The organism is Alphaproteobacteria bacterium, from assembly GCA_016722515.1.
Taxonomy (GTDB): domain Bacteria; phylum Pseudomonadota; class Alphaproteobacteria; order Rickettsiales; family JADKJE01; genus JADKJE01.
Window position 1 is genome coordinate 649030 of record JADKJE010000001.1, and the last position, 26853, is coordinate 675882.

Below are 26853 nucleotides of genomic sequence, written 5' to 3' on the forward strand. Positions count from 1 at the left end.
TGAGATTTAAGATTATAGAAAAGGAAGGACCTATAAGGTTGTGGCCGACGGCCCAGGCGGTGTGAAGGTAACATGCTGTCATTAAATGATTCTATTAAAAATAGAACTAACAGCCTCAAATTTGACAGAAGACAGGAAAAGACCATTCAAGAATAACGTCAAAAGAATAGGCAAACTGCATAAGCCCGCCGTCTCCTGTAATGTAAAGATCAATCCTATCTGGCAAACGCCCCTATCGGGCAACTTGAACTACGATTATGTCCAGACATCCTTTTTTGAGTCTGTCGAAGTGCTGTCGGCATGGGCGCAAAAGGGATGATAGACGATTGGGTTAATCTACTCTCCTGCGATGAACATAACATCGACAATTTAGCTTGCATTGGCACTCCAGATCCCAAGATCTCGTTTTTAACCTTTTGTAATAGGTGGATACTCTCCCTGACAACATCATCATGTTCTGTTTTACCCAAGAGACTTTCACGTGATTTTAATAACCGGCTAACATAGCCTGGAACTTTTTCCAGATGAAAAAAATAAAATTTCGGCACCACGCACGTCAGACTGTCACTTTGCCTTTTTAAGCGTTCATGATCCGCTTGATAACGCTGTGCGATTGCCTGGATAGCAGCCAGCCTGTCTTCTAGAAAATGCAGCTTTCTATCTGCACTTTCTCCAGGAACCTCTATCACGTCCGTAAGAAACGTTTTTTCCTCCCGACTCAACTTCACCGGTGGAACAATAGGAACACGCAAAAATGGCTTTATAGGCACTAACAGCGGCGATAGGATCCGATTATCGTCTTCAATCGATTGAACACGTATTTGATTGCCGTAATAGCGAAGCCGTTCTGATTTTCTATAACTCGATAAAAGTTTAACGAAAATCTCACTTTCAAGCCCCCTCCTCACATCGGTCTTTCCGCTCATATGATTGATTTTTCTATAATGGCCACGTGTCTCACGTACCAAATTTCGTACTTCTGCCACCCTGTTGTTAACAACCACTTTGAGTATTTCAACATCTTCCATGGTGACCGCAGCGATCCCTTCATGATCTTCTTGATCCGACCATTCCAAATCAACCGGAAAGCGTTCTCCTTCCTGTGGTAATATGAATCGATCACCTCTGGTAACTGCCATAGCCTCTCCACACAACACCGTATAATCAAAGGCTATTCAATATGAATAAGGGTGTCAATACCTTCTTCAAATGGTTTTACACCACGAATTCCTGTTCACCTTTTTCAAGAGAACGCTGGGCAAATAGAACTATTTTATTGTAAATATCCTGAATGGACAAAGGCTTAACCATGACTCCATCCATACCAGAAAGTTGCCATTTCTGGGTATTTCCTTCATGCTGGTCGGCAACAATCCCCATCACATACGTATATCTAGGCAATTTCTTCTCGTGGTTCCTTAGCATATTTGCTAATTGGTAACCATCAACATCATTTAAAGAACACTCAACAAAAATGATGTCATATACCGACGAAAGCAATTTTTCTGAAGCATCCTGCCCAGAAAGACTAACGTCAACCTTGCAGCCGTAGTCACTCAGCCCAATTTCCACATGCCGAATATTATCAATATTTTGGTCAATATAAAGGACACTCCAATTATCAATGCGTTCCTTTAACTCTGCACTTACTTCATCTAAGGGCCGTGTCCCCCCCATCACAGAAGAGGATAATACATATTCATCGAATAACCCTTTGTCCTGCTGATAACGAACCCATTCTTCACCATAACGATTGCGCCGTTTACATATTTCCTTCATTTCTCTTTTGGGATTCTCTTCATAAAATCGTTCTAAATATAAATCAATATGCTGCTGATTGAATGGCTTAATAATATAGCCGTTAGCGCCATAGATGATTGACTGATTTACATCTTGAGAATAACTACTTTTGGTCATCATCACGACAAACACTGCAGGATCAAATTCCTTCATAGTTTTGAGTAATTCCAGGCCGCTGCCATCAGGCAAACTAATATCAAGAAACACGATATCAGGACAATGCTCTAAAAATAAGGCATAGCCCTTCTCTTTTTCCTGTGACATTATTTTTTTATGACCTGTCAGCGTTTGTGATGCGATTGTGCGATATAGACGCTCATCTTCAACAATCAATATCGTTAATTGACGCTTAAGCTGAGGGTCATATATGGCCATATGTTATCCCCTTCATGAAACCTGATCTTGGTGTTGCACCATGTAACGCTCTAGGGCCATCACCATTTTCTTTTTAGAAAATGGTTTGACCATATAGCCTGAAGCACCCAATTTCATTGCCTCGATAACATCAGGCAACTGAGAGCTGCCGGTTAGCATAATAACATAAGCATTATTGTCGTATTGCCTGATCATTTTAAGCGCATCCATTCCGTTGATATCTGGTAAATTAATATCTAGGAACACAATCTCCGGGTGCAATAATTCATATTGAGAAATTCCTTTCTCCGTATTGCTAGCAAAGGTACAAAAATGGCCGCGAAGCATGCTCAAAATAACCGTACGGATAACTTCGCTGTCATCAATAGTCAATATTTTAAGTTTACGCTTGGGCTTTTGGAGCATTAATGCTGCTCCTTATTAGGAAGGTGCTTACGAAGCATTTCTTCCAGTCGTTCTCCTTTAATAGGCTTTGGCATATAATCATTCATACCAGCATCCAGGCATTTTTCACGGTCACCCACCAACGCGTTGGCGGTAATAGCCACAATAGGTATCTGTTTGCCCTTAGCGACTTGTCTAATGCGTCTTGCAACTTCATAGCCATCCATTTCAGGCATTTGAATATCAAGGAAGATAATGTCATATTCATTTTCATTGAACATATCTAATGTTTCCTTGCCATCATCTGCAACATCCACTTCACACTCCATCATTTCAAGCATCTCTTTAACAAGCTCTTGATTAACGATATAGTCATCTGCTACCAGAATATACGTACCGCCGTATTTTGCTGTAATTTGTTTCATACATTATGCTCCCTTGATATTTTATTGATCGTCCAGATAGCGTAACACCAGACACTTAGTAAACCCTTAAGATAATCTCCTGTTTCATGCTTTAGTCCCCTTGCCAACAGACGTGTTACTTGTGATAAAGGCATGATAAGGTAAATTTTCTATATAGCGACCAACGATCACCGCTGCTACCACAAAAGTTAGGATAGAAGCCAAACAATAGCCAAGTCCATAATATTGAAAACCTGCCTGCATAAAGTAGATTGTCAAAATCGTATTCGCAAAAAAGAAGGTCATCTGTACTTTTAGTACGGCCTTACGATTATCGAAATAAGACAATAAAATGGTCAGGAATATCAACAGCACTTGGAACAAGCTTCCCAGAACCCCGTAACGGAAAATACCTATCTGCAAATAATTTACGCCCAGAAAATCAAAGATACGAGGCGCCAATAGAATCACCGACACACAGATTATGCCCTGTAGCACCAGGAAGTTGCGTGAACTTTCAATGATCGATTTGATAATGCCTGCATGGTTGCTTTGAATCCGTTCGAAGGTTGCCTGTCGTTGAATGTCACGATAAAATTTCAGATATTTTTCAAAGAAATTAGTTTCCACACTAAAAACGAACAGTGCCATTGAAGGAATAATAGTCAGGTACGCTAAGAACATCGCACTATCATAGTTTGGATAGAGCAATAATTTGGAAGGCGTACGCTCAGCTTCTGGAGCAAACCACATAATCCATTTATCAACCCACACACCAGCATTATAGAATAGGCCACTCAGTGTTAATTCCCAATATTTTCGAAAATAGCTCAAAAAGATAGTTGGATTTTTAAATGGATAGGGATACTCAGCAAACACGCGCGCCATCAATGATGCAGCTACAACAACTAATCCTACATTAAATCCATTCAGCACACCCACAGCTCCATAACCACTGGCAAAGGAAGCTGCGCAAATAGTGGAAATCACCAAGCCTGCAAAGAATGTTCCCGTAATATCTTTAAAGTCTTTCAATGAACTTAAAAACACGGCCAACACCCAAATCGTCGAAATCAGCATGAAGTTAACAATCGATGATAATGCCATAGCGGTTGTTAAATTAGCATACACCAAATAAAACCAGACACTGATAGGAATCTGAATCATATTGACGATAGCTAAACACGTGATCAAAAGTCCAGTCGCCGCCGTCACGTCTTTTACGTGAATCGAATCGGCTAAATACCTGGTTGCTATCATGTAAATTGGCCCGGTAAAAACCAGCGAGAAGGCAAAATTATAAATGATAATCAAACGAAAATCGAATAACTCCTGCTTTTCAGCAAAGTTACTGCCAATAATCATCACCAATCCCAAAGCAAAAACCGTCATCAACCATGGCCCCGTAGATGCCATTGCCGAATGGAAATAAGCTTTAGTAATCCCAGAAAGATTATCTTCCTTAGATAGCTTGCGTAGAACGAACCCAATCCCTGCCATGTACCCTCTCTATCTGTTCTTGATGTTGTCCCAAACGCACGAGCGTAGAATAAAGTTGGTGATAAGCTTCTTTTTGGAAACTTTTATTATAGTAACGAGCAACCCGTTCTTTGATCGCCTTGCTGCAGCTCTCATAGTAAGGTTTCTCAGTCAGCAATCTTAACACCTCGTCTGCAATGGATTTTGGATTCGCTAACTCTGCGATAGCTCCTCCTTGACCCAGCGCAGGCTTTTCACTTTTCATTCCCATAATCATTTCATCGCATGCACCAACGTTGGTAGCCACGGTTGGAATACCGATACACCCTGCCTCTAATATCACATAAGGCATCGATTCACTGATACTGCTAAGAGCAATGACATCCACCTCACCCAGATAGTGAGTGATGTCTACTTTGCCTGTGAAAATGACGGTGTTATTTAATCCCAAATGGTCAACAATTTCGGCACATTCTTTATAATATTCAATATCTTCATCGGTTGGCCCCATAATCCAGGCGCGAAGATCCGGTATTGATTTTTGCAATAAACCGCAGGCACGAATAAACGTTTTAATGTCCTTGATAGGAACGACACGTCCAATCAAGGCAAGCGTCGGTGGATGACCTTCCTTGCGTTCAATCTTGATAAATTTATCAATATCGATACCGTTGGCTACAACGTGCATACGGTCAGGACTGGCTCCGTCCAATAATTGCAAACGCTGGTTTCCTTCAAAAAGGGTAATAATCACATCTGCAGCCTCATACGCCATCCGTGAATAACCAACAAAGGTATCATTCCAAAAATCACGAAGTGTTTTTTCTGTCATTTTTTTATTAACATTCAAATCCATTGCTTTTTGGTCATCCAACCAACGGGCAGACGCAATTTCAACCCGCCGTTCATTCGTATAAATACCATGTTCAGTAATGATACAGGGACGTCCAGTTTCCATATGTGCACGTGCTAAGAGCAGTCCGGCATAACCGGTACAAAGCGAATGGTATACATTTGCCTCAGGAATAGGAGAAAGCAGAATTGAATAAAGCCCTCCCAGCAGCGCTCGCCATGACCAGAAAAAATCTAAGAAACAGGTATTACCCAAAGTAGTATTATACATCCTCAGCAACATACGCCATACTGCCTCAGAATTAAGCAGCAACTTACTACCAACTGGCTTTCCTACACTATGAAGAATATCAAAAATTTTCTGCAACTCATCCAGATGCGGTTTAGTCTGCAAATTCAAAAGCGGCATTTCAATCTTTTGAAAGAATGCGTCCATCTCTTTCTTATTAAATTTGCCAACTCCTTCTGGAAGCTCTTGCAAAAATATATTAGAGATGCTTTTGACGTTCGAAGGTATCTCATATTTAATGGTTGTGTCACCCCCTGGCGGCAGACACGCAACCAGATGGAAGCTTTTGTCGTTATGCGTTTTAATTAATTCATGTGTCCATGTAGAAACACCACCCGAAACATACGGATAAGTACCTTCCAAGAACAAACAAATATCAGCTTTGCCTAGTTTATCCTGCATATTTTTTCCCCAATTTAAGCGTCTCTACCGGAAACGTAACTCCCCATAATTTCATTGAATCAAGAATTTCCAATGATTTACGGTTACCAGGATCGAGCCTGCTTGCGTTATCTCGTGCAAAAGCATGGAGATCTGCAAAACGGTGCATGCCATATAAACATTCCATAAATGCCTTAAAGACTTGTGGCAAAATAGCTGCAGTAATACCGATACATCCGTGCAACAATGCATAAGCCGCGTTATAATCTTTCTTGTTTAAGAACAGACGTCCCAATGCATATTGAGCTTGCTTATTTTCAGGATGACGCGACAGATATTCGCTATAATAATGGATACCTTTTTCAAGTATTTCAACTTTACGCTCATCGTCCAAAATACCGCAATGATAATAAAGATCAGCATGGTTAGCTAATTTGAAGAGCACGTCATCATTATGTGTTTCTGCATAAATTTTCTCAAGCTCCATTAGTACCTTAAAGAAGGCTTCTTCAATCCTGGCGATTGCTGTCGCCGCTTGCACACGGATTGAATTGCTATGATCCTTTAAAGCTAACTGTAATGCCTCGGTAAATTCGGGTCTGAAATAAAGTGTCATCTTAGCAATGGCATTACGCTTTTGCTCTTCACTGCCCAACACCAGCACATCACGGAATGACATGACACCGCGCTTTTCACTAAAATCATCCCATCCATAAAGCAGGCGTTCGTAGATAACAGCACTTTGTGATGTTCTTTCTTCTGGAAACAAATTCGCAAACCAATCCATAAAATTGGTCGAGGTCCTGGTATAGTACTTATAGAGAATAAGGGCTAAGAGACAGGTAAAAGCACCATAAGGCCCAACACCGGTAATCATCATTAAGAGGATATAAGAAAAGCGGCGTCCCTTTTGGATTTTACTGACATACATCGTCCATCCAATCAGAAAGGCAACAACCACCAGATGGCAGGCAATAGCTACTTTAAAATTGATAATGTTTAGAAACGCCATCACGAATATACCAATCTCAACAACCGAAACCAGCAATGTCACAAGCAATGTTTCACGATTGGCTAGGTAATTAACTGTTTTTGGCTTTTTCTGAGGACGCAGGTTTTCAATCTCTTTCATATCATTCCTCTGCAGTTTTTAATGAATCAGCATCAATGAGATATTCTTTGGTTTTAAAACTGGCTCGTTTTAAAAGCAGATTATTATCTTTTTCCAAAAGCATTTGCAGCTGTTTGCTTAACTCATGAGCGCCCGTAAGTGGGTATCCACGCATTAATAACATATAACCGGAACCAACCTGACGACCGTTAAACAGGCTTACACCTGCGGGCATTTTTTCTTCTATCAAGTTGTTGAGTGCTTGCGCCAGGGCTATCCGTTCTTGCTTATTAAACTCACGATGGTTAGCCAAGCGTAATTTTACATAGCAGCTTTTGATTTTGGTCAGTTCAGCAAACTTCATTAACCCCTCTAATTCATATTGGAAAAGTCGGAAGGCCGATACTGAGTTTTCAAGGTTAACCATGCCATTATCACGCGCTTTTTGAAATTCACCTGCATTTTCATACGCAAGTCCAATCCAATCTACCAGGATACGGAAACTTTCAACGTTACTGAGAGTCAATTCCATAAAATCGAGTTCTTCAATTTTAAGTAAACCAAAAATCTCTCCGGTTGAAGGCACTACCAATGGAGCCGCTAAGACACCTTGATTTTTTAAAACAGTCGCGTCTTCTTGGTTAATCACGCAGATTACGCGTTTGTTTTTAGTGATATATTTATATAATTCAGTATCTCGATTGATACGTCTTTCGTAATGCTCTTCTTCGCCCCACCCTACACTGGTAGAAGCCTGGAATCCGTCTTCACCGTACGTATAGATCGAAAATTTGGCCGGGTTCATGGAAGCAACGACTACTTGTTCAACTCCCATCAAAATACGACTCTGGTTAAGTCCCTCTATATCTTTAATGGCATCATAGGCTCGGACTGTACTGCGCATCTGGCTAGCAATACGTGATTCTAACATCTCTTTGATTTCTTTCAGGCTGTTATATGCCGTACTAATCGTATCTTCCCTTTTTTCAACCAAACTAACTTGATGCTCGGCTTCACGTTTAGCATTAATGTGGCGCTGGCTGATTTGCCCCAGGATAATTGCACCTGTAAACCAAATAAAAGGCCAAAAGATAATATGATAGATATGATCATAAATTGTTTGGGATAAATCCTGTTCTGGTATATTACCCACAAGAAGGAATAAGCTCGATAATAAGGCGCACATCAAACCTTCCGCTACACCATATTGAACGGTTATCAATAACACGATTAATGAAAAAGGCTGAGGGCTAAAATCAGCAAAACGATTACCCGAGCAAAAAACAACATCAACAATAAGAGCTAAGATAAGGAATATCAACGTTTCTGCGATAGCACTTTTACGAATCCCAAGCACAAAACGTGAAGAAGTCATCCCAACTCCAGGAACATAGCGACCAGTCCAAAAAGGAAATAACTTTTGCCATAAAGAACGTCCGGCTTTGCTTGCCGGTTTTTCTTTTATTTCTGGTAAATGAAAGAGTCTGCCTATTTCTTTTGTCATTTTTGATCCCCTTTATTCCTCTTTTTAAACGCTTAACTTATTCAACACACAATAAACTGGTATCCGAATGGCAGGCAGGATTATTAGCCTTAACCATGGATGAATCACCAAAACGAAATCCCGTTTTCTGCTCTTCAACCTGATAAGTACCTTTTTTCATTGCCGCTACGTTTCGCTGCCTATCAATTTCTGCCTGGGGTTTGGCACTTGGTGTATCAAATAAAATTTTGAAACTTATCCCAATGCGATCCACTTTTTCTTTTGCCGCATCTGTGCCCATATGGCGTGATGCTTCTAAAGCCAATTCAGTATTACGTGTTGGCTTATAGGCAATACGGCCACCAAAGGTTGGCGCACCTGTTTGGTAACGGTCGACACTATAACCAATAAAACCTTCCACATCCCATTTCTGGTTAATCTGTTTGCCCACATTGATATCGACCGTATGTGTTTCACGCGCAAAAACCGATAATGGATAATAAGGTACTAATCCTGCATCAAGACGTCTTTCGCGGCTAAATGGATATTCACCATCAAAAATATAGCCCACACTCATTCTTCCACCTTTACCCAAAACTTGAACCACTTTGCTGTAAGGCGGCAATTGATAACGCAATGATCCATCAACCGATAACGAGGTTGCCACATTACTATCGCCCGCAATGCCATAACGATTTAAACCTGTGGCTAAATATCCAGTCAATTGAGGAGTAAAATGTTGCGTACGGCTAATCATCACATTGTCTTTGGTTCCACGTTGCGTAACCGCCTCAAGGAAATCCCAAGTAGGACGATGATAATCAGCACTCAGGGTCGTTTCGCCTCGTATATCCTTAAACGTGTATTGTGCACCTCCGCCAACAATACCGCCACTGCCTGTATAAAGAGAAGCTTTACCCGTTTGTTGAGGGGTAAATTCATGCAGCAAATAAAGATCGTTGCGATAAACATTGGCACTTCTTTCCTGCAAAGCACCTGTTAACGCATTTCGAATAGGCGCTCCAGTAAATCCATTTCGTTCAACCAACAATCCCATCGCCGTTGTTGGATTAATTTGTGCCTGGCCATGCATCCATTGCACCCTTTCGGTGGCAACCTTGCCTTCGCTTTCTACATAGATCCCGCCATCGACAACGGAACGTTTATCAAGCAATGTTGAATTTCTGACATCGGTAATATATTCATTTTGTGGCTGTAACTGGTGGGCATAATCCAAATAGGTAAGCGCCTGCTGCCAATCACCCAGTTTTTGAGCATTATCGGCTTTAGCGATTAACACATCGGTATTATTCGGATATTGATAATTAAGGTTATTCAATTGGGCTTGTGATTCTTTATAATTTCCTTGTAGCGATAAAAGCCGTGCTTTGGCAATGCCCAAATTAACCTGCCCAGTATTGGCCGCATTATTGCGGATAACCGCTTGTTTTGCATTACGGGAAACTACTCTTTGTGTGTGAAGTACCAGTTTATTTCCTTGTTGGATAATAGATGCTTTCACTCCTTTTTCTGTTGTGATTAGCAGCGTATCATCCCCTGGCTGGAAAAGGACAATTCCCATTTGCGTCAAGCGTTCCTGGCTCACCACCGGCAATGAAACCGGCGCAGAAAAATGGACCATCAAATCTTGTCCTCTATTGACCGAGGAAATCGCAACTTTTTGTGACATCATCATGGTAAGCGAAGAGGTATTTTCACCTTGAAAATACCTAACCTCTTGAGCAGATGCCGCGGTCGTTAATGGTGCTAACGCTACACCCATCGATAACAACATAAGTAAACGTTTGCTGTTGTTTCTCATATTAGAAGCCCTTTCTACTGAATAACACGTGTTCTGCTTCCTTATAGCGGCCAGCATTCATCAATAAGTTTGCAAAATCCGCTCGCATTTGTGGCGTTGCCTGTGGCCTGCTCAACAGATCATTATAAAGACGTATAGCGTCTGCTTCTTGACCGGTTTTAAATAATAATTGCCCTTTGATTGACAATGTTTCTACGTTTGGATGCGCTAAGCTATTAATAGTATCAAGCGCTGCATGATAATGCTGTTGTGCTTGAGATGTTTTGAAATCTCTATCCAACAAATCACCATAATAGAAATGCGTCAAATGGTCTGCCTGGGTTGCTTTTTGGAAATATTCACCAAAGTAACGATTAGCCGCAGTATAACCTCCACGGTAATAATTCAACAACGCAAGCTCTTTGAGTGCTTCATAATTCTGTGGTGCAACAGCGAGTAGTTTATTATAACCCAATTCCGCAACATCACCCAAATCAGCGCCTTGAGCTATTTGTGATAATCGTGCTAAGCGTTTAATATCACGTTCCTGCCCTATTTCTTTAACCAATAACGGTCTAAGTGCACTATATTGTTTTTTCTCGGCAAGCACTTCCAGATAAAGGTCACGAATCTCCCGTGATTGATTCCAATACCCAGTTTGGTTAACAGCCTCAATAATATAATCACGTTGTCCAGCCTCAACCAATCGTTTGTACCATATTGATTTTTCTTTAGGATCGGCCGAAGCTGTTCTTTCTCTTAACCACTCCAGGCGATCAGGTTTTGGTTTACCTTTCCACAGATAGAGCAATTGAGCAACATCAGAACTTTCCGGTTTCGCGTTCTTAGCTAGTTCAAAGAAAATAGCTTCCGCTTCATCATTCCATCCGTGTTCATAAAGCGCATAAGCCACTTCACGTTTGCCCGCTTCATGCGTGCCTGGTTTGGTGAGTTTAGCCAACAGATAATGGTGCAACTCTTCACGAATCTCCGATTTACGTGGCTCTTGGGCCGTTTTAGATAAACGCTCAAGTACTGTTAAATAACCATCCAGCACATATTGGCTTTGATCTTTTTGCACCAATTCCTGGTAAATAACCAAGGCTTCTTCATTGCGGTTATTAAGCAGCAACGCATCCGCAACAAAGCGACGATACTGGAAGGTTTGTGCATGATCATACAAGGCATTGGCAACATAAAGCGCGATCTCTTTGCGTTGGTATTCCAAGGATTTTCCAAAAATATCCACAAGTACCAAATTTTGCGGTTTTGCTTGCTTTGCCCATTCGACCACTTCTTTTTCATGTCCAACAGCTGTTGCCATCAAAGCCCAGATATGTTCTATTTCTCTTTGATAAATGCCAGGCTTGTTCTGTTTCAAATTATTAAAATAAGCAAAGCCATCTTCTGGACGCTTTACGTCAAAATAAAGTTCAGCAATATTGAACATTTGCTCTTTATTGATAGAACCTTGTGTGCGTGTAAAGCCGTTTAAACCTGCGGTGACTAATTCTTTCTGGCCTGCAGCATACGCAATTTTGGTTAACTTAATCCGTTCCAATTCATTGAGATCATCACTTTTAAGCATGCGGTCACAGGCAGCGACCCCATCACGGTCATGCCCTATCAATTTAATGGCGGCATCAAGAGCAGGATAACGCCCCAAGAAAGCTGGATCCAAGCGCGATTTCAGCGTCTGTGCTTGTTGATTTTGTTGTTGCAGGCTGACTACATACAACACATCAAGAAGTGTCGTAGCGAGTACCTGGTTAAAATCATATTTGTTATCCTGGAGCAATACTCCAATTTCGGCAGAAGATTTACGATCCGCCAACAAGAACACATAACGGTCTAACACCATTTGCGGCAGAATATGGTTGTCTGCCATATATTTAAGCCGCTCATAGGCCACGTCTTTTTGACCATTATCAATCTGTAATTCAATATAGCGGGCAAAGAATGCCATATTGGTGCCACTTTCTTTTTCATAAGGCTTGAGAATTTCCATAGCCATATCTGCTCGGCCTTTGTTATAGAGTTTTGAAGCAAATCGAATAGCGCTTTCCACGCTCTTTTTCTTAGACGCAAATTCAGAAGCAATGTTAATCGCTTTATCCTCTTCTCCTAAATCCATATAACGGGTAATGGCAAATTCAACGGTATCATCCGAAACTTCGTAACTAAATTTGGCAAACATTTTATCAAGCAAAATAACGGCTTCTTTGTTCCTTCCTTGCGAAGCATACATATAGGCAAGATTGACAAAGTCCTGTTCGGTTGGCTTATATTTTGCTATTAATTGCTCAAGTGCTGCAATCTGCTTGTCATACGAACCATAAAAGTTATAAATATTTGCCAATTCCCTCAATACCTTGTCTGAGGGTTGAAGCACATAAAGAGCTTCCAGATTCCTAAGATAATCACCAGGGCGTTGCGCATATTGGTAATACACGCCAAGCTGTTCAATGGCAGCGACATTATCTGGGTGATCTTTAACAAATTTTTCCATGAGGTCAATCGCCTCATCCACTTTGCCATATTGCAGATAAAGCTTACTTAATGGCATGACGACTTTAACGGAGTAATCTCCTTCTTCTTTAAGTTTGCTGAATTGCTTTAACGCTTTTTCAAACTGCATATCCTGCATGGTCATATAGGCTAATTCATACGGGCGTGGCCGTATTAAATAGCTACCAATAAGACCAACCAGCCCCAGTGAAAACACCCATACGTAAAACAAACGTCCGACCACAGACTCACCTCAAATAAGAATATTTAAGCCATCATGCTAGTCGACAGATGTTAAAAGTTTGTTAAAAGGACAACTTGAAATTTGAGCTTTATTAACGCTCTTTAAACAGGAAAACGGATCTCTCTTCTTATCCATTATAACGCGCATGCGCGTACCTGTAATGCAACCATTCAGCGCTCATCTTATCAGAAAATATTAACCAATAATCCGTTCAATAACGCCATCAAAGAGTGCATTCCCATCCACGCCACCGAGGGGCTGTTCGCTATAACGCTCGGGGTGAGGCATCATACCAAGGACATTACCTTTTGCATTAAAAACGCCGGCAATACTTCCCATTGATCCATTTGGGTTTGTTTCATTACCTACAGTGCCGTTAGACGACGCATAACGGAAAGCGATCATATTCTGATCTTCCATTTTTTTAATGACATCGCTATCAGCAACATAACAACCATCGTGGTGGGCAACCGGCATTGTGACAATCTGGTTAGATTGGTATTGCGATGTAAACGGACTGGACGTCGCCTCAACACGGAGTGACACGTCCTTACAGATAAATTTAAGACCTTGGTTACGCACGAGTGCCCCTTCAACCAATCCGGTTTCCGTCAACACTTGAAAACCGTTGCATATTCCTAAAACATAACCGCCACGGTTAGCATGGCGAACCACTTCACCCATAATAGGTGAACGGGCAGCAATCGCCCCGCAACGCAGATAATCACCATAGGAAAAACCACCTGGCAAAACCACCAGCTCTACACCTGCAGGCAATGTCTTATCGGCATGCCATACAAACACAGGGGTTTGTCCAAATTTTGCCATGCTGCGTTTTACAGCCAAAAAAACATCCCGGTCGCAATTAGAACCAGGAAACACAATCACTGCTGCTTTATTCACCGTCACTGTACATTTTCCTATTACAGGTTTTAAACCAAACTACGCAGCCTCATTAACCGCAACCAGATCATAGCTGAAATTCTCAATCACACTGTTCGCCAGCAATTGTTTGCACATCGATTCGACCTGCGCAGATGCTTTGGTGCGATCCGTTTCAACAATATCCATCTCAATCAATTTTCCCTGACGGACACCAGCAACCGACTCAAACCCCAAATGTTTGAGTGCACTTTGCGTAGCTTTTCCTTGAGGATCGAGTACACCATTTTTTAAGGTAATATATATTTTTGCTCTCATCGTTAACTCTCTCCATGTTAGATGTTAGTGTTCGCATGCTTTTGTGGAACAGACACACCGAGACGTTTCGCAACTTCCTGATAGGCCTCTACCACATTGCCCAAATCACGGCGGAAACGATCCTTATCCATCTTTTCCTGTGTATGGACATCCCACAACCGACAGGTGTCAGGACTTACTTCGTCTGCCAGTATGATCTGTTGCTTACCCGTTTGTGGATCTTTTAAACGCCCAAATTCCAGTTTAAAATCCACAAGCGTTAAATCGGCTTTTATAAACAAGGTCGATAATAACTGATTTACCTTTAGCGCCAGTCGTTCGATTTCCTTTAATTCTTCGGCGGAACTCCAGCCAAGCGCAACAATATGCGACTCCCCAACAACCGGGTCACCGAAAGCATCATTCTTATAACAATATTCCAACAACGTCTGTTTAAGGGGCAGTCCTTCTTCAATACCTAAACGCTTACACAACGAACCCGCAGCAACGTTACGTATAACCACTTCGATAGGTACGATTTCCACCACTTTGACCAATTGCTCCCGGTCATTCAACCGCTTTACAAAATGGGTCGGTATCCCACCATCTTGCAAATAATGCATGATATGTTCAGAGATGAAATTATTCAAAATACCCTTGTCTGCCAAAACAGCCTTTTTCAGATTGTTAAATGCAGTAGCATCATCCTTAAAATATTGCACGACAGTGCCCGCCTCAGGACCTTCATAAAGAATCTTGGCTTTGCCTTCGTAGAGTTTGTGGATGCCTATATATTCTGACACATTTTTTCCTAGCTCATTACTTGCCCACACCATACTGCAAAGGGCTTGTGGATTCAAGTGAAATAAGCAGCACACTTCTTCATTCCTAATTTGAATGACATTTTTACGACAATATCTTTAATAATCCTTCAATTTTTAATTGATATAACTAAATACATAGACAACAACATTGGGTTTTATTATGACTTCACTAGATATAGGAGAAAATTACTTTGAACTACGTTATGTACGCCAAATCGAAAGCGGTGCGCGTGTTAAGAAACTACGGAATCTTAAATTCGCTAACTATGTTGCCCAACTGATTGGCCTTAAATCTGTCGATGAGATAGAGTCTTATACCTCCGGTATGATCAATCGACTTTTTGAACATCCGGGAGATCAAAGCATGATCGAAGACGCCTTGCATGATTTAAATCATGCTGGCATTCCGATTCATGAAAAAACCTTAACTGTAGAGTTGCAAAATTGCGAAAAAAAGGCTAGGTCTGAATTGTCCGAATTCTAGAACCAGCATTAAGAGCAATTGTGGCGACCCCATCCCTATCCAAAACTATATCGACAAGCGTACCCCAATCACGACAGGCCGCGACTAACCTGCCTGTCGTCTTTGGAGCGAATACGTCCAATAAAATGGCACGATTGGATCAAAGGATGTTATTGGGTCGCCACACACTCCGTGAAAGTGACGTACTGCTTTCATTTTCACTCATGGCACTTGCCGCTAAATTAGCGTTAGTCGATGGACCACTGCATTATACTGAGTTAGAAACCTTCCGGTCGGTTTTTCATATTTCTATCCCGTCGCAGGACCCGCTTGATACACTTTTTTATCAAGCCCATCATGATCCACATGATTCCACCTATTATGGCCGGCATTTAAATCGACTCTATTTAGAAGATGATAGCACCAGGCAAGCCGTACTTTTTGGATTATTCCAGATAGCTGCAGCTGATAACCCTATCAACGAACCTGAAATGCTTTATTTGAAAAAACTGGCCGGCATTTTAAAAATCAACCGTAAACAATTCATGAGTACCTTACGTTTTGCGATGTTACCAGCCTATTTGCACAACCCTCATGATTGCCTGGATATATCTGCGTTGGATGCCAAACAGGATATCCGCCGCAAATTTCATGAGCGCATCCGCCTATGCCACCCCGACCTTTTACCCACCTCACTTCCAGAGGAAATAAAACAGTTATTGCATGAAAAATGCACGTTACTCACCCAGGCCTATCATACATTGACTAGCCAGGCGGCTTAAATTAAGTATAATGACTTCTTTATTACAAGAAATAATAGAGCGTTTTAATTATGAAAAAATCCGTCCCAACCCCGACCGAAACACAAGTAGAATCTAAAAAAATTGATAATAAGGTCGCTCAGACTATTATCGAGACGATCAATAATTCCCGTTCTCTCACAAAGGTTACCCTTACAAACTGCACATTTGACCGCAGAGGAGCAATAACCATCCGTGAATTTCTTAAAGTATCCCCAACAATTACCGAGATCGATCTAGCTGGCACCACGTTCGATAATGACATTGAGGATCAAGCTAAAATTAAATTCTTTACCTCAATCATTGCCAATCCCGACATCCTTCGTATAAATCTTTCCAATTGCGGGTTGGTTGATCGTATTAACGGCGCGGTTTTCACCAGCCTTATTTCCAATAAATCCTATGAATATGTCAATCTTTCCAGTAACGACATCGGCGATGCTGGCGCAGTTCAACTGGATTATTTAATCACATTTAGTGGTAAAATCAAGCATCTCGTTTTATCCAATAACTCCAGTATTTCAGACGACAGCACCCAACGCATAATTAAGGCCGTTAACGCGAACAACCATATCACTAGGTGTGATATTAATGGTGTTGTCATCTCAAAAATTCCCTCTAAGCGAAACCAAAAAAGAAACCAACGTTTGCAACGTAAATTAAACAAATCTAACACGAATGGATTACTCCCACATTCCCAAACACATTCCCTACCAGATGTATCAACGTTATCTGATGACAAACCCTCGAATTTATTGGCACATTCAAAAGAGGAATCTCCTAAAAATAGCAACCTTCAAAACCATAGAACAACTTCAGAGCAATCGCATAAACCCATCCCCTTAAAAGAAATCATCGTCTCTCTTCGAAAGCAAAATAAGTTTCTTAAAACAGCCCATATGCAACATACGATACAGATCCAAGCTTTAGAATCGACAGTAGACGAGTTAAAAAAGACCGTAGAGATATTATCGACCAACTACTCTACTCTCTTAAAAGGTCAAGAAAAAATCAAAATGCAACTTCTTGAATCAAGCAAAGCAGAAGAAAGAGTAAGTCCTTTGTCTCCCCCAACAACCCCTAACATTCCATCCAAGCCTAAACTATTAGTTCCCAAACCTATGTCCTCCTATCCATCCCACGTGGCAAACGGCAAACTTTCGCCAAACTCCCCTTATTCTCCAACAACTTCTCATTCAGCATCTTCTCAAGAAACGCCTGCTAATTCAAGCGTGAATATTCAGGTTAACATGTCTTCAAACGGGTCGAACGTGAACCCGTTTCTTTCGAAGGAACCATTCCAAGATACTTTGCATTCCCCCAAAAAACCTATTACGCCTGCTAAAAACCAAAATCTTGCTAAAAATCCCCCCGCTCAAATCACCAAAAACCCATTCGATGGCGCCGATAACGAACTTGCAGCAAAATTAAAAAGACGCAATTCTAGTATTGGGTCTAGTTGTCCAGGTCCATAAAGAACACCACATACCCTGCTTTTTATATTCGCAAAAAAACTATAAAACGGATACTATGGTGAACACCCTATGTAGAGACAAACCATGACTTATGCGATTTCCATTCAGCATCTTCAGAAAACCTATAGCAATGGTTTCCTGGCGTTAGATGATATTAATCTCCAGGTATCTCCCGGTGAAATAGTTGCACTTCTTGGGCCCAATGGCGCAGGAAAAACCACTCTTATTAACGCTGTTTGTGGCATCGTAACCGCTAATGCCGGAAGCGTTGAGGTCTTTGGTCATGATAACATCAAACATTATCGAACTGCCCGATCCCACATTGGCCTTGTACCTCAAGAACTGACCACAGATGCGTTTGAAACCGTGTGGAATACCGTTTCATTTAGTCGTGGACTGTTTGGCAAGCCGGCATCGCCCGCTTATATCGAAGAAACATTAAAGAAATTATCCTTGTGGGATAAAAAGGACGCACAAATCCGTACCTTGTCCGGCGGCATGAAACGACGCGTCATGATTGCCAAAGCCCTATCACATGAACCTGACATTCTGTTTCTAGATGAACCATCTGCTGGTGTAGATGTTGAACTACGAAAATCAATGTGGGCACAGGTGCGCCAGCTAAGGGAAACAGGCGTCACTATTATTTTAACGACACACTACATTGAAGAAGCTGAGGAAATGGCCGATCGCATCAGCGTGATTAATAAAGGCAAGCTCATCATTACCGAAGAGAAGAAAACACTGATGAAACAATTAGGGAAAAAGGAACTGGTGATGAATTTATACACCCCTCTCCTTTCTATTCCCGAACCACTATCCAGGTTCAATTTGCATCTAGCCCAAGAGGGAATGCATCTTATTTTTACTTACGACCCGGCGAAAGCAGATAATGATGTCACCGACTTATTGGACCAGCTAAAGAAAAATGCCATCCGTTGCAAAGATCTGGATACACGCCAAAGCTCCCTGGAAGAAATATTCGTTCAATTAGTAGGTGCATCATGAATTATCGCGGTATCTTAGCCATTTATAAATTTGAAATGGCACGCACGTTTAGGACTATCGGCCAAAGCATTGCCTCCCCTGTCCTTTCAACCATACTTTATTTTATTGTCTTTGGTTCTGCCATTGGCTCACGTATCAGCGACATTGATGGCATTAGCTACGGTTCGTTTATTGTGCCCGGTCTGATTATGCTCACGGTGTTAGGCGAGAGCATTTCCAACGCCTCATTTGGTATTTATTTTCCACGTTTTACCGGCACTATCTATGAAATCTTATCAGCTCCACTTTCGTTTTGGGAGATAACCATCGGTTATGTTGGAGCTGCGGCCTCAAAGTCGGTGATGATTGGTACTATTGTGCTTATAACCGCTGGCTTCTTCGTGCACCTTGAAATATTGCATCCGTTTTGGATGGTGTTCTTCTTTATAATGACCTGTATTACCTTCAGCTTACTTTGATTCATTATTGGTATATGGGCTGATGGGTTTGAGAAACTGCAACTTATTCCGTTATTAGTCATTACCCCTCTAACCTTCTTGGGAGGAAGTTTTTATTCCATTCATATGCTTCCGTCATTTTGGCAGACCGTCTCATTGCTAAATCCAGTGGTCTATCTGATAAGCGGTTTCAGGTGGAGTTTTTATGAACATTCAGACGTTAGCCTAACAGTCAGCGTTACCATGATCACCGTCTTTTTAACGGTTTGTATTAGTCTTATTGCCTGGATTTTCAAAACGGGTTATCGGCTCAAAAATTAATCTGTTTTATGATTTCTGGCACCGGGGGCTTACGTTTTTAGAACCCCTTATAACCCACAATTTTCAGGCCATACCCTTCAATCCCCACCACTGCACGCTTAGAATTGGTCAGAAGGATCATCTCATGCACCCCCAAATCCCTTAAGATCTGGGCTCCAATTCCATATTCACGTAAATTGCCATACGGCTCGGTCCGCTTACCTAATCGTTCAAGAATTGTTTCGCTGAGCGATGCTTTATTGGGCTCACGCAACACCACGATGACACCCGCACCCTTTTGAGCAATTTGTTCCATAGACTGCTGCAAACGGGTATTAGCACCCGCAAACGTGTCACCCAGCATATCAGCGGTCAGATCAACGGTATGCATTCGCACCAAGGTCGGCTCATGATTGGAAATTTCGCCCTTAACCAAGGCAATATGTTCTGCATAATGGACGGTATTACGATAAACGATTAACTTAAACTGACCTCCATAACAACTATCCATCAATGTCTCGGTAACCCGTTCAATCAAATGGTCCCGACGCAAACGATAAGCAATCAAATCAGCAATAGAGGCCACATGTAAATCATGTTGTTTGGCAAACACCAGAAGATCCGGGAGCCTGGCCATCGTACCGTCATCATTCATAATTTCACAAATAACACCGGCTGGTAAAAACCCTGCCATGCGCGCAATATCAACCGCAGCCTCGGTGTGGCCAGCCCTCACTAATACTCCACCATCTTTAGCCTCCAAAGGGAAAATATGGCCTGGTGTAACAATATCTTCATAGCTGTAAGCAGGATCAATGGCAACGGCAATAGTCCGGGCACGATCAGCCGCAGAAATACCGGTGGTTACCCCCTCTTTCGCTTCAATCGAAATAGTAAAGGCAGTCTGATGGCGTGTTCCATTGGATTGTGACATCAGTGGCAATTTTAATTCACGGATACGCTTGCTATCCATCGATAAACAAATAAGCCCACGTCCATATTTGGCCATAAAATTAATGGCAGAAGCATCCGCTTTTTGTGCTGGAATAATGAGATCGCCTTCGTTTTCGCGCCCTTCATCATCAACAAGAATAAACATTTTACCTTGTTTGGCGTCTTCCACTATTTGTTCAATCGTTGCTAATTCTTTTGTGTATACCATGGTCAATCATCTTGATTTCACGGTTGCCATCATATACTATTCCTTTTCAATTCAACAGTCTTTTCATCGCGTAGGCCTTATGTTTGTTAGCATCCCTTCCCGTAGAATTAAACCGATTAACTTTCTACCGATGATCAGCGTGGTCTTTCTGCTCTTAATGTTTTTTATTTTAACCGGTAATTTTTCCCCTAACAGCCTGTTACCCATAGATTTTCCTAAAGCGCAAAGCCCTCAAGAAGTCCCTAAAGCAAGCCTGCGTGTCAGCATTAATAAACATCACGTCATCGCTTTTGAAGATAAAATAGTTACCTTTGACAGACTACCCGATATTGTGGCCGCTAAACTGGCCAACGATCCTAATCAACCTATTTTAATACAGGCCGATAAAGACCTCCCGGCAGTTGAACTAACCCATATCATCTCCTTGTTTGAAGCCGTTGGTGCACATAACATTAAGTTAATGACCATCGCGCCTTAAACGTTTCTTCAGGTTTGCTTGTCATACTCTATGGGTTAATAAGAGGTCTAATCATGAAAATACTTGTACCAGTTAAACGTGTGGTGGATTACAACGTCAGGGTTCGTGTTAAGCCCGACCACAGTGGGGTAGATGTGGCTCATGTAAAAATGTCGATGAATCCTTTCGATGAAATTGCCGTTGAAGAAGCCGTAAGCCTTAAGGAAAAAAACATTGCCAGCGACGTTATTGCCGTATCTATTGGCAACGACAAAGTGCAAGAAACCATACGTTCTGCTATCGCTATGGGAGCCGACCGCGGCATCCATATCAAATGCGAACAACCTCTCGATTCCATCAACGTTGCCAAAATCCTCGCTGAAATCTTCAAAAAGGAAAGCCCACAATTGGTGATTATGGGCAAACAAGCTATAGATGATGATTGCAACCAGACCGGGCAAATGCTGGCGGCTTTACTTAATCTTCCTCAGGCAACGTTTGCCTCAGCACTGGCTGTTGAAGGGCAAAAAGCAACAGTAACGCGTGAAGTCGATGGTGGATTAGAGGTCATCTCCCTATCGCTACCAGCCATTATTACAACCGATTTGCGCCTTAACAAGCCTCGCTTTATCGCCCTGCCCAAAATCATGCAAGCTCGCAGCAAACCATTAGAAGTGATCGCCGTTGAAAGCCTTAACATAAACCTAGCTCCCCGTTTGCAGACCATCAAAGTAGAAGAGCCTGAAAAACGTAAAGCCGGAGTAAAAGTTAAATCCGTCGATGAATTGGTCGATAAACTCAAACAGGAAGGAGTGATCTAATGCGTACACTCGTTATTGCCGAACATCAGCAAAATACCCTTCATCTCTCAACGCTGAACACAGTTAGCGCGGCGACTAAGCTTGGCCATGAAATCAGCCTGCTCGTCATTGGGCATCAATGCGACTCGGTTGCCCAACAAGCTGCCTGTATTAGTGCTGCCAGCCAGGTTATGGTTGCCGATCACGAAGCCTATGCACACCCACTTGCCGAAAATATTGCTCCACTTATCTTGCGTGTTGCCAAAGATTTTAATTATATCCTCGCTCCTGCCACGACGTTTGGCAAAAACATCCTTCCGCGAGTTGCCGCCTTGTTGGATGTGGCACAAATTTCAGAGGTGATTGAAGTGATTGACGGCACGACTTTCAAACGCCCTATTTATGCAGGCAATGCTATTGCCACCGTAAAGAGTAACGATCTGATTAAAGTCATGACTATCCGCAGTACGGCTTTTCCTAAAACGGCAACAGCTGAACCTAAAGCTCCCATTCAAAAACTTGAAGTGGCTGAGATCAGCAAACAAGTCCAGTTTGTGAAACTTGAATCCTCTCAATCTGACCGCCCGGAATTAACGTCTGCCCGCGTGGTTATCTCAGGTGGGAGAGGTCTTGCCAGTGGCGAAAACTTCACTAAATATTTAGAGCCCGTTGCCAAAAAACTAAACGCCGCCATAGGGGCTTCCAGGGTTGCTGTTGATTCTGGCTACGTACCCAATGATTATCAAGTAGGCCAAACCGGTAAAGTTGTTGCCCCTGAGCTCTATATCGCTGTTGGCATCTCAGGCGCCATCCAACATCTTGCCGGCATGAAAGACAGTAAAATTATCGTTGCCATCAACAAAGACGAAAATGCACCGATTTTTGAAGTGGCTGATTATGGATTGGTGGCTGATTTGTTTGAGGTGCTGCCGGAATTGGAGAAGAAGCTTTAAGACATAACTTCTTAGCGCTTAGTGACTATCAATATTAGACCAATGCTTCTTTACAAATACATTATTTGGGGATAAATTCGGGGGGAAATATTCACTCGTTACGAAGGCACGCAACATGGCAGAAAAATCCTTATTAGACTCAACAGTAGAAATCCTGGTAGCAACTCCAGTAAAGAAAACATTCATGTTAGTCCTCGAATTACTGGGTATTTTGACTCCTTCTAATAAGGAACAACAGCAAACGGAAGCTGCTGAAAAAGCCAAGAAAGCATCACAAGCCCCTAAAGAGGAACCCATCAATGAGGCTCTTGGTAAATTAAATTTGGGAACTATGGGTGTAAGCAAGTCAACGCCTTTGCCGACAAAACCCAATTTTCAGGAAGACCTTTTAAATAAAAGGGAACAACCGGATAGTTCTGGAAGAGTCATTTAGCGCTTAATCGAATCCACGTTGGTTTCATCCGCATTTCCCTCTATTGACATGTACATTAACAGTCTCATTGATGCTGCTATCCCTGCCTTAGGGGCTTAGGCGAATTGATTGCTAAAATTGTAGGTCCCTATCGTAACCATAAAATGATGTTGGGAATACTCTTCTGCGCAAAAATGCTGGATATAATCCTATTTTCTATTGCTAATTGATTAAACCTTAAAAGAGCAGTTCGAACGTAGAGTGAGTTCGAACTGCTGAATATACGCTATTTTTAGGATAATCGCCTCAATAGAAATATAAGGCCTATATTTAGCACGTGTCTTTTAGGTTAAAATATCTCCACCCGCGTTCTACAGGGTTACGCAACGTGCCCTTGCAAACGTTTCAGGGCACGGTCGCGACCTATAAGCGGTAGGACTAAACGCATTTCAGGACCGTGGTCACAGGCTGTCAGTGCCTGTCGTAACGGGAGGAATAATTCCTTGCCTTTACGGCCTGTTTTTTCTTTGACGGCATTGGTCCAAAGTGACCAGGTTTCTGCACTCCAAGGTTCTGCTGGGAGAACGCTACTAGCAATAGTGGCAAATTCTGAATCAACAATAACCGGAGAAATAGCCTCTTCGCAGATATGCCACCAATCGCGGACATCCGTTAATTTCTCAACATTCGTGCGGATTGTTAGCCAAAAATCAGGGGTTACATCATGGATACCTAGTGTATCGAGATGAGGCTTTACATCATTAAATGAAAGTTGGTGCAGAATTTTACTGTTTAAGCGGACAAGATCAGCTACATCATAATTAGCAGCGGCCCTTCCAAAAATAGACATTTCAAAATTTTGTTTGAGATCATCAATGGACATATAAGCTTCAACGGGTAATGACGTTCCCAAATGTGCAAAAAGGCTTGATATTGCCATAGGGTGGATACCATCTTCACGCAGACCCCGTATATCAAACCCGCCAAGGCGTTTTGATATTTCGGCTTCTTTGCTTTTGATTAAAGCCAAATGGGCGAAATGAGGCGGCGTTGCATTTAAGGCTTCAAACATCTGGATTTGAATGGCCGTATTGGTAACGTGGTCTTCTCCTCGAATGATAAGGGTAATCCCCATATCAATATCGTCGACGGTGGAAGGCAGGAGGTAAGTAGGTGTTCCATCTTCACGAATAACGATTGGATCACTTAAATTTTTTCCTTCGAACAGGGTTGGTCCGCGCACCATATCATCCCATTGGATAGGAGTTTCAGTCATTTTGAAGCGATAATGTGCCTTTCGACCTTCGCTTTCATATTGCTTGATTTCTTCTGGTGTTAATTTAAGAGCTGAACGGTCATAGATTGGCGGCATACCACGAGAAAGCTGCATTTTGCGCTTTACCTGAAGTTCTTCCTGCGTTTCATAACAGGGGTAAAGCCTGCCGGAAGCCAACAACCTTTCTTTGATTTCCTGATACCGTCCAAGACGTGAAGATTGTGTTTCCACCCTGTCCCAAGGAAGGCCTAACCATTTCAGATCGTCTTGAATCGCATCCGCATATTCCTGCTTAGAACGTTCTTTATCGGTATCGTCAAGACGCAGGATAAACTGGCCACCATGACTTTTTGAATAAAGCCAGCAGATAAGGGCGGTACGAAGATTGCCTACATGGAGTAATCCGGTGGGACTTGGCGCAAAACGGGTAATAACGGTCATATAAAATCAAATGGTTAAATTGCAAGCAACCAGAATAGCAGAACCAGATTAAAAACGGAAGTGGTTGGTGAGAGGATAACGCCAATCTTTGCCAAAAGCGCGGCAAGAGATTTTGGTGCCAGGTGGTGCTTGGTAACGTTTATACTCTGAACTACACAAAAGTTTAGCAACTAAATGAACCATAGCGCGATCAAAACCAGCAGCAATCAGCTCATCAGATGAAAAATTTTCTTCGATCATGCCATATAAAATTTTGTCGAGGAGATGGTATGGGGGCAGCGTATCCTGGTCAGTCTGGTTAGGACGAAGTTCCGCGGTAGGCGCGCGCGCTATAATGGACTCCGGAATAATGGGCGTCTGGCGGTTGCGCCATGTTGATAAAGTGTATATTTCTGTTTTATAGACATCCTTAATGGGAGCAAAACCGCCGCACATATCGCCATACAAGGTTGAATAGCCTGTTGCCATTTCTGATTTATTGCCCGTTGCCAGAACCAGCGAGCCAAACTTATTACTGATGGACATCAGGAGAAGCCCGCGGATACGCGACTGCATGTTTTCTTCTGTAACATCAGATTTTACGTCGCGGAAGATCGGTGCCAGTTGCTGCTGGAACCCTTCAAATAAAGGATGAATGGGAATTGTGTCGATGCGGCAGCCTAGATTCTGGGCAAGCTCAAGTGAGTCCTGCAATGTTTCGTTTGCCGTGTAGGGACTTGGCATGGTCACGCAATGGACGCGATCGCTGCCTAATGCATCAACAGCAAGAACGGCAACAAAAGCAGAATCAATTCCACCGGAAAGTCCAAGCACGACGCTTTTAAAATTATTTTTCTCAACATAGTCCCTGAGCCCTATCTGCAAGGCGCGATACGTTTGTGCCAATCCTTCTTCTTCCTGAAAAGGACGGGCTGGACCTAATTGCCAGCAGCCTTGTTTATGATGCAGAAGGATACTGGCGTAATCTGGCTCAAATGCAGCCAGCTGAAAATTGACTTCTTCATTGATCGACAGCACAAAAGACTGCCCATCAAAGACTAATTCATCCTGGGCGCCTACTGAATTAACGTAGATAAGCGGCGCATCAACAATGGTGACAGCCTCGATTGCCCTATCCAGCCTTTGTGGTTTCTTATCAACTTCAAACGGTGAGGCATTAATGCAAATTAACAACTCAACGCCTTGGGACGCATAATGGGAAGGAACATCGTTTTCCCATAAATCTTCACAAATCAATAAGCCTATTTTACAGTTTTTAAACTCAATAGCTGAAGGCAGTGGACCTGGAACAAAAACGCGGTGCTCATCAAATACGCCGTAATTGGGAAGCGAATATTTAAAAATGCGCTCATAGATGTCACCTTCGTAAAGCATAATGCCGGCATTAAAACATTGGCCATTTTCCTGCCAGATGGTTCCCACAATCAGGGCTGTAGAGGTATTAAATGTGAGCCTGGCCAATTGTTTTACAGCAGCAACTGCTGCTTCGTGGAATGCGGGACGAAGGGTTAGGTCTTCGGTATCATAACCGGTAATGGCAAGTTCTGGAAAAACAATGATATCTGCGGCTTCTGAGCACGCACGCAGGTAATGTTGCTCAATGTCCTCCAGGTTCCCTGTGATGTCTCCCACACATGGATTGGTTTGAGCGATAACGATTCGAAGTAAGGGACTTGCTGAATTCATGAAAGCAGGATAGCATAAGATCAGGAAGATCTTCAACCTTTATCCAAAAAAATTGGGAAAAAATTGGGT

Annotated in this window: 24 protein-coding genes and 1 pseudogene; 9 read left to right on the forward strand and 16 right to left on the reverse strand. The window is 42.2% G+C overall.

Translation table 11 applies throughout. The features are described 5' to 3' along the window. Window positions 1-215: 215 nt before the first annotated feature. The 13 genes from IPP74_02915 to IPP74_02975 all read right to left on the reverse strand — a co-directional run bounded on the left by IPP74_02915 (window position 216) and on the right by IPP74_02975 (window position 15126). A complete protein-coding gene (locus IPP74_02915; protein MBL0318244.1) occupies window positions 216-1139 on the reverse strand; it encodes a hypothetical protein in 924 nt (307 codons plus the stop codon). A 76-nt stretch (window positions 1140-1215) separates the two neighbouring features. Next, the gene (locus IPP74_02920; GenBank protein MBL0318245.1) at window positions 1216-2175 is read right to left on the reverse strand and encodes a response regulator; all 960 of its coding nucleotides are present in this window, start codon (window positions 2173-2175) and stop codon (window positions 1216-1218) included. A 12-nt stretch (window positions 2176-2187) separates the two neighbouring features. Further along, window positions 2188-2580 carry a response regulator gene (locus tag IPP74_02925; protein ID MBL0318246.1) on the reverse strand — a complete coding sequence of 131 codons (393 nt, stop codon included), beginning with the start codon at window positions 2578-2580 and terminating at the stop codon, window positions 2188-2190. After that, window positions 2580-2984, reverse strand: a complete 405-nt coding sequence (locus IPP74_02930; GenBank protein ID MBL0318247.1) for a response regulator — start codon at window positions 2982-2984, stop codon at window positions 2580-2582. Before IPP74_02930 ends, IPP74_02925 begins: the two co-directional genes overlap by 1 nt. An 84-nt stretch (window positions 2985-3068) precedes the next feature. Then, on the reverse strand, window positions 3069-4463 hold the full coding sequence (gene pelG / locus IPP74_02935) for an exopolysaccharide Pel transporter PelG (protein ID MBL0318248.1): 1395 nt from the start codon (window positions 4461-4463) through the stop codon (window positions 3069-3071). Then, window positions 4426-5985 carry a GT4 family glycosyltransferase PelF gene (gene pelF, locus IPP74_02940; GenBank protein MBL0318249.1) on the reverse strand — a complete coding sequence of 520 codons (1560 nt, stop codon included), beginning with the start codon at window positions 5983-5985 and terminating at the stop codon, window positions 4426-4428. The genes pelG and pelF overlap by 38 nt, the downstream gene beginning before the upstream one ends. Then, the gene (locus IPP74_02945; GenBank protein MBL0318250.1) at window positions 5975-7096 is read right to left on the reverse strand and encodes a hypothetical protein; all 1122 of its coding nucleotides are present in this window, start codon (window positions 7094-7096) and stop codon (window positions 5975-5977) included. The genes pelF and IPP74_02945 overlap by 11 nt, the downstream gene beginning before the upstream one ends. Window position 7097: 1 nt before the next feature. After that, window positions 7098-8579, reverse strand: a complete 1482-nt coding sequence (locus tag IPP74_02950; protein ID MBL0318251.1) for a hypothetical protein — start codon at window positions 8577-8579, stop codon at window positions 7098-7100. Between the two features lie 37 nt (window positions 8580-8616). Beyond that, window positions 8617-10380 carry a hypothetical protein gene (locus IPP74_02955; GenBank protein MBL0318252.1) on the reverse strand — a complete coding sequence of 588 codons (1764 nt, stop codon included), beginning with the start codon at window positions 10378-10380 and terminating at the stop codon, window positions 8617-8619. 1 nt (window position 10381) lies between these two features. Continuing rightward, the gene (locus tag IPP74_02960; GenBank protein ID MBL0318253.1) at window positions 10382-13111 is read right to left on the reverse strand and encodes a tetratricopeptide repeat protein; all 2730 of its coding nucleotides are present in this window, start codon (window positions 13109-13111) and stop codon (window positions 10382-10384) included. A 195-nt stretch (window positions 13112-13306) separates the two neighbouring features. Further along, the gene (gene purQ / locus IPP74_02965; GenBank protein MBL0318254.1) at window positions 13307-14014 is read right to left on the reverse strand and encodes a phosphoribosylformylglycinamidine synthase subunit PurQ; all 708 of its coding nucleotides are present in this window, start codon (window positions 14012-14014) and stop codon (window positions 13307-13309) included. A gap of 39 nt (window positions 14015-14053) precedes the next feature. Next, window positions 14054-14311 carry a phosphoribosylformylglycinamidine synthase subunit PurS gene (purS, locus tag IPP74_02970; protein MBL0318255.1) on the reverse strand — a complete coding sequence of 86 codons (258 nt, stop codon included), beginning with the start codon at window positions 14309-14311 and terminating at the stop codon, window positions 14054-14056. 17 nt (window positions 14312-14328) lie between these two features. Beyond that, the gene (locus IPP74_02975; protein MBL0318256.1) at window positions 14329-15126 is read right to left on the reverse strand and encodes a phosphoribosylaminoimidazolesuccinocarboxamide synthase; all 798 of its coding nucleotides are present in this window, start codon (window positions 15124-15126) and stop codon (window positions 14329-14331) included. Window positions 15127-15274: 148 nt separating this feature from the next. On the opposite strand from IPP74_02975, the gene IPP74_02980 reads away from it, so the two are divergent. The 5 genes and pseudogenes from IPP74_02980 to IPP74_03000 all read left to right on the forward strand — a co-directional run bounded on the left by IPP74_02980 (window position 15275) and on the right by IPP74_03000 (window position 19618). Then, window positions 15275-15598, forward strand: a complete 324-nt coding sequence (locus tag IPP74_02980; protein ID MBL0318257.1) for a DUF1476 family protein — start codon at window positions 15275-15277, stop codon at window positions 15596-15598. Window positions 15599-15618: 20 nt separating this feature from the next. After that, window positions 15619-16359 (forward strand): TerB family tellurite resistance protein, encoded by a 741-nt coding sequence (locus tag IPP74_02985; GenBank protein ID MBL0318258.1) that lies wholly within the window; start codon window positions 15619-15621, stop codon window positions 16357-16359. A gap of 50 nt (window positions 16360-16409) precedes the next feature. Beyond that, window positions 16410-17852: a hypothetical protein gene (locus IPP74_02990; GenBank protein MBL0318259.1), complete on the forward strand. Its 1443-nt coding sequence runs from the start codon at window positions 16410-16412 to the stop codon at window positions 17850-17852. 84 nt (window positions 17853-17936) lie between these two features. After that, the gene (locus tag IPP74_02995; protein ID MBL0318260.1) at window positions 17937-18860 is read left to right on the forward strand and encodes an ABC transporter ATP-binding protein; all 924 of its coding nucleotides are present in this window, start codon (window positions 17937-17939) and stop codon (window positions 18858-18860) included. Further along, a pseudogene (locus IPP74_03000) lies at window positions 18857-19618 on the forward strand (ABC transporter permease). The gene IPP74_02995 and the pseudogene IPP74_03000 overlap by 4 nt, the downstream one beginning before the upstream one ends. 37 nt (window positions 19619-19655) lie before the next feature. Here IPP74_03000 and ribB read toward each other — a convergent pair. Then, window positions 19656-20759 carry a 3,4-dihydroxy-2-butanone-4-phosphate synthase gene (ribB, locus tag IPP74_03005; protein MBL0318261.1) on the reverse strand — a complete coding sequence of 368 codons (1104 nt, stop codon included), beginning with the start codon at window positions 20757-20759 and terminating at the stop codon, window positions 19656-19658. 79 nt (window positions 20760-20838) lie between these two features. On the opposite strand from ribB, the gene IPP74_03010 reads away from it, so the two are divergent. From IPP74_03010 to IPP74_03025, 4 genes are all read left to right on the forward strand, one after another. After that, entirely contained in the window at window positions 20839-21237 is a 399-nt protein-coding gene (locus tag IPP74_03010) for a biopolymer transporter ExbD (protein MBL0318262.1), read from the forward strand. A gap of 53 nt (window positions 21238-21290) precedes the next feature. Then, window positions 21291-22037 (forward strand): electron transfer flavoprotein subunit beta/FixA family protein, encoded by a 747-nt coding sequence (locus IPP74_03015; protein MBL0318263.1) that lies wholly within the window; start codon window positions 21291-21293, stop codon window positions 22035-22037. Beyond that, the gene (locus IPP74_03020) at window positions 22037-22969 is read left to right on the forward strand and encodes an electron transfer flavoprotein subunit alpha/FixB family protein (GenBank protein ID MBL0318264.1); all 933 of its coding nucleotides are present in this window, start codon (window positions 22037-22039) and stop codon (window positions 22967-22969) included. The genes IPP74_03015 and IPP74_03020 overlap by 1 nt, the downstream gene beginning before the upstream one ends. Before the next feature lie 115 nt (window positions 22970-23084). Continuing rightward, the gene (locus IPP74_03025; protein ID MBL0318265.1) at window positions 23085-23402 is read left to right on the forward strand and encodes a hypothetical protein; all 318 of its coding nucleotides are present in this window, start codon (window positions 23085-23087) and stop codon (window positions 23400-23402) included. Window positions 23403-23760: 358 nt separating this feature from the next. Here the strand turns inward: IPP74_03025 and IPP74_03030 are convergent, their stop codons facing one another. Then, window positions 23761-25098 (reverse strand): glutamate--tRNA ligase, encoded by a 1338-nt coding sequence (locus IPP74_03030; protein MBL0318266.1) that lies wholly within the window; start codon window positions 25096-25098, stop codon window positions 23761-23763. A gap of 48 nt (window positions 25099-25146) precedes the next feature. Next, window positions 25147-26784 (reverse strand): NAD+ synthase, encoded by a 1638-nt coding sequence (locus IPP74_03035; protein ID MBL0318267.1) that lies wholly within the window; start codon window positions 26782-26784, stop codon window positions 25147-25149. Window positions 26785-26853: the final 69 nt, after the last annotated feature.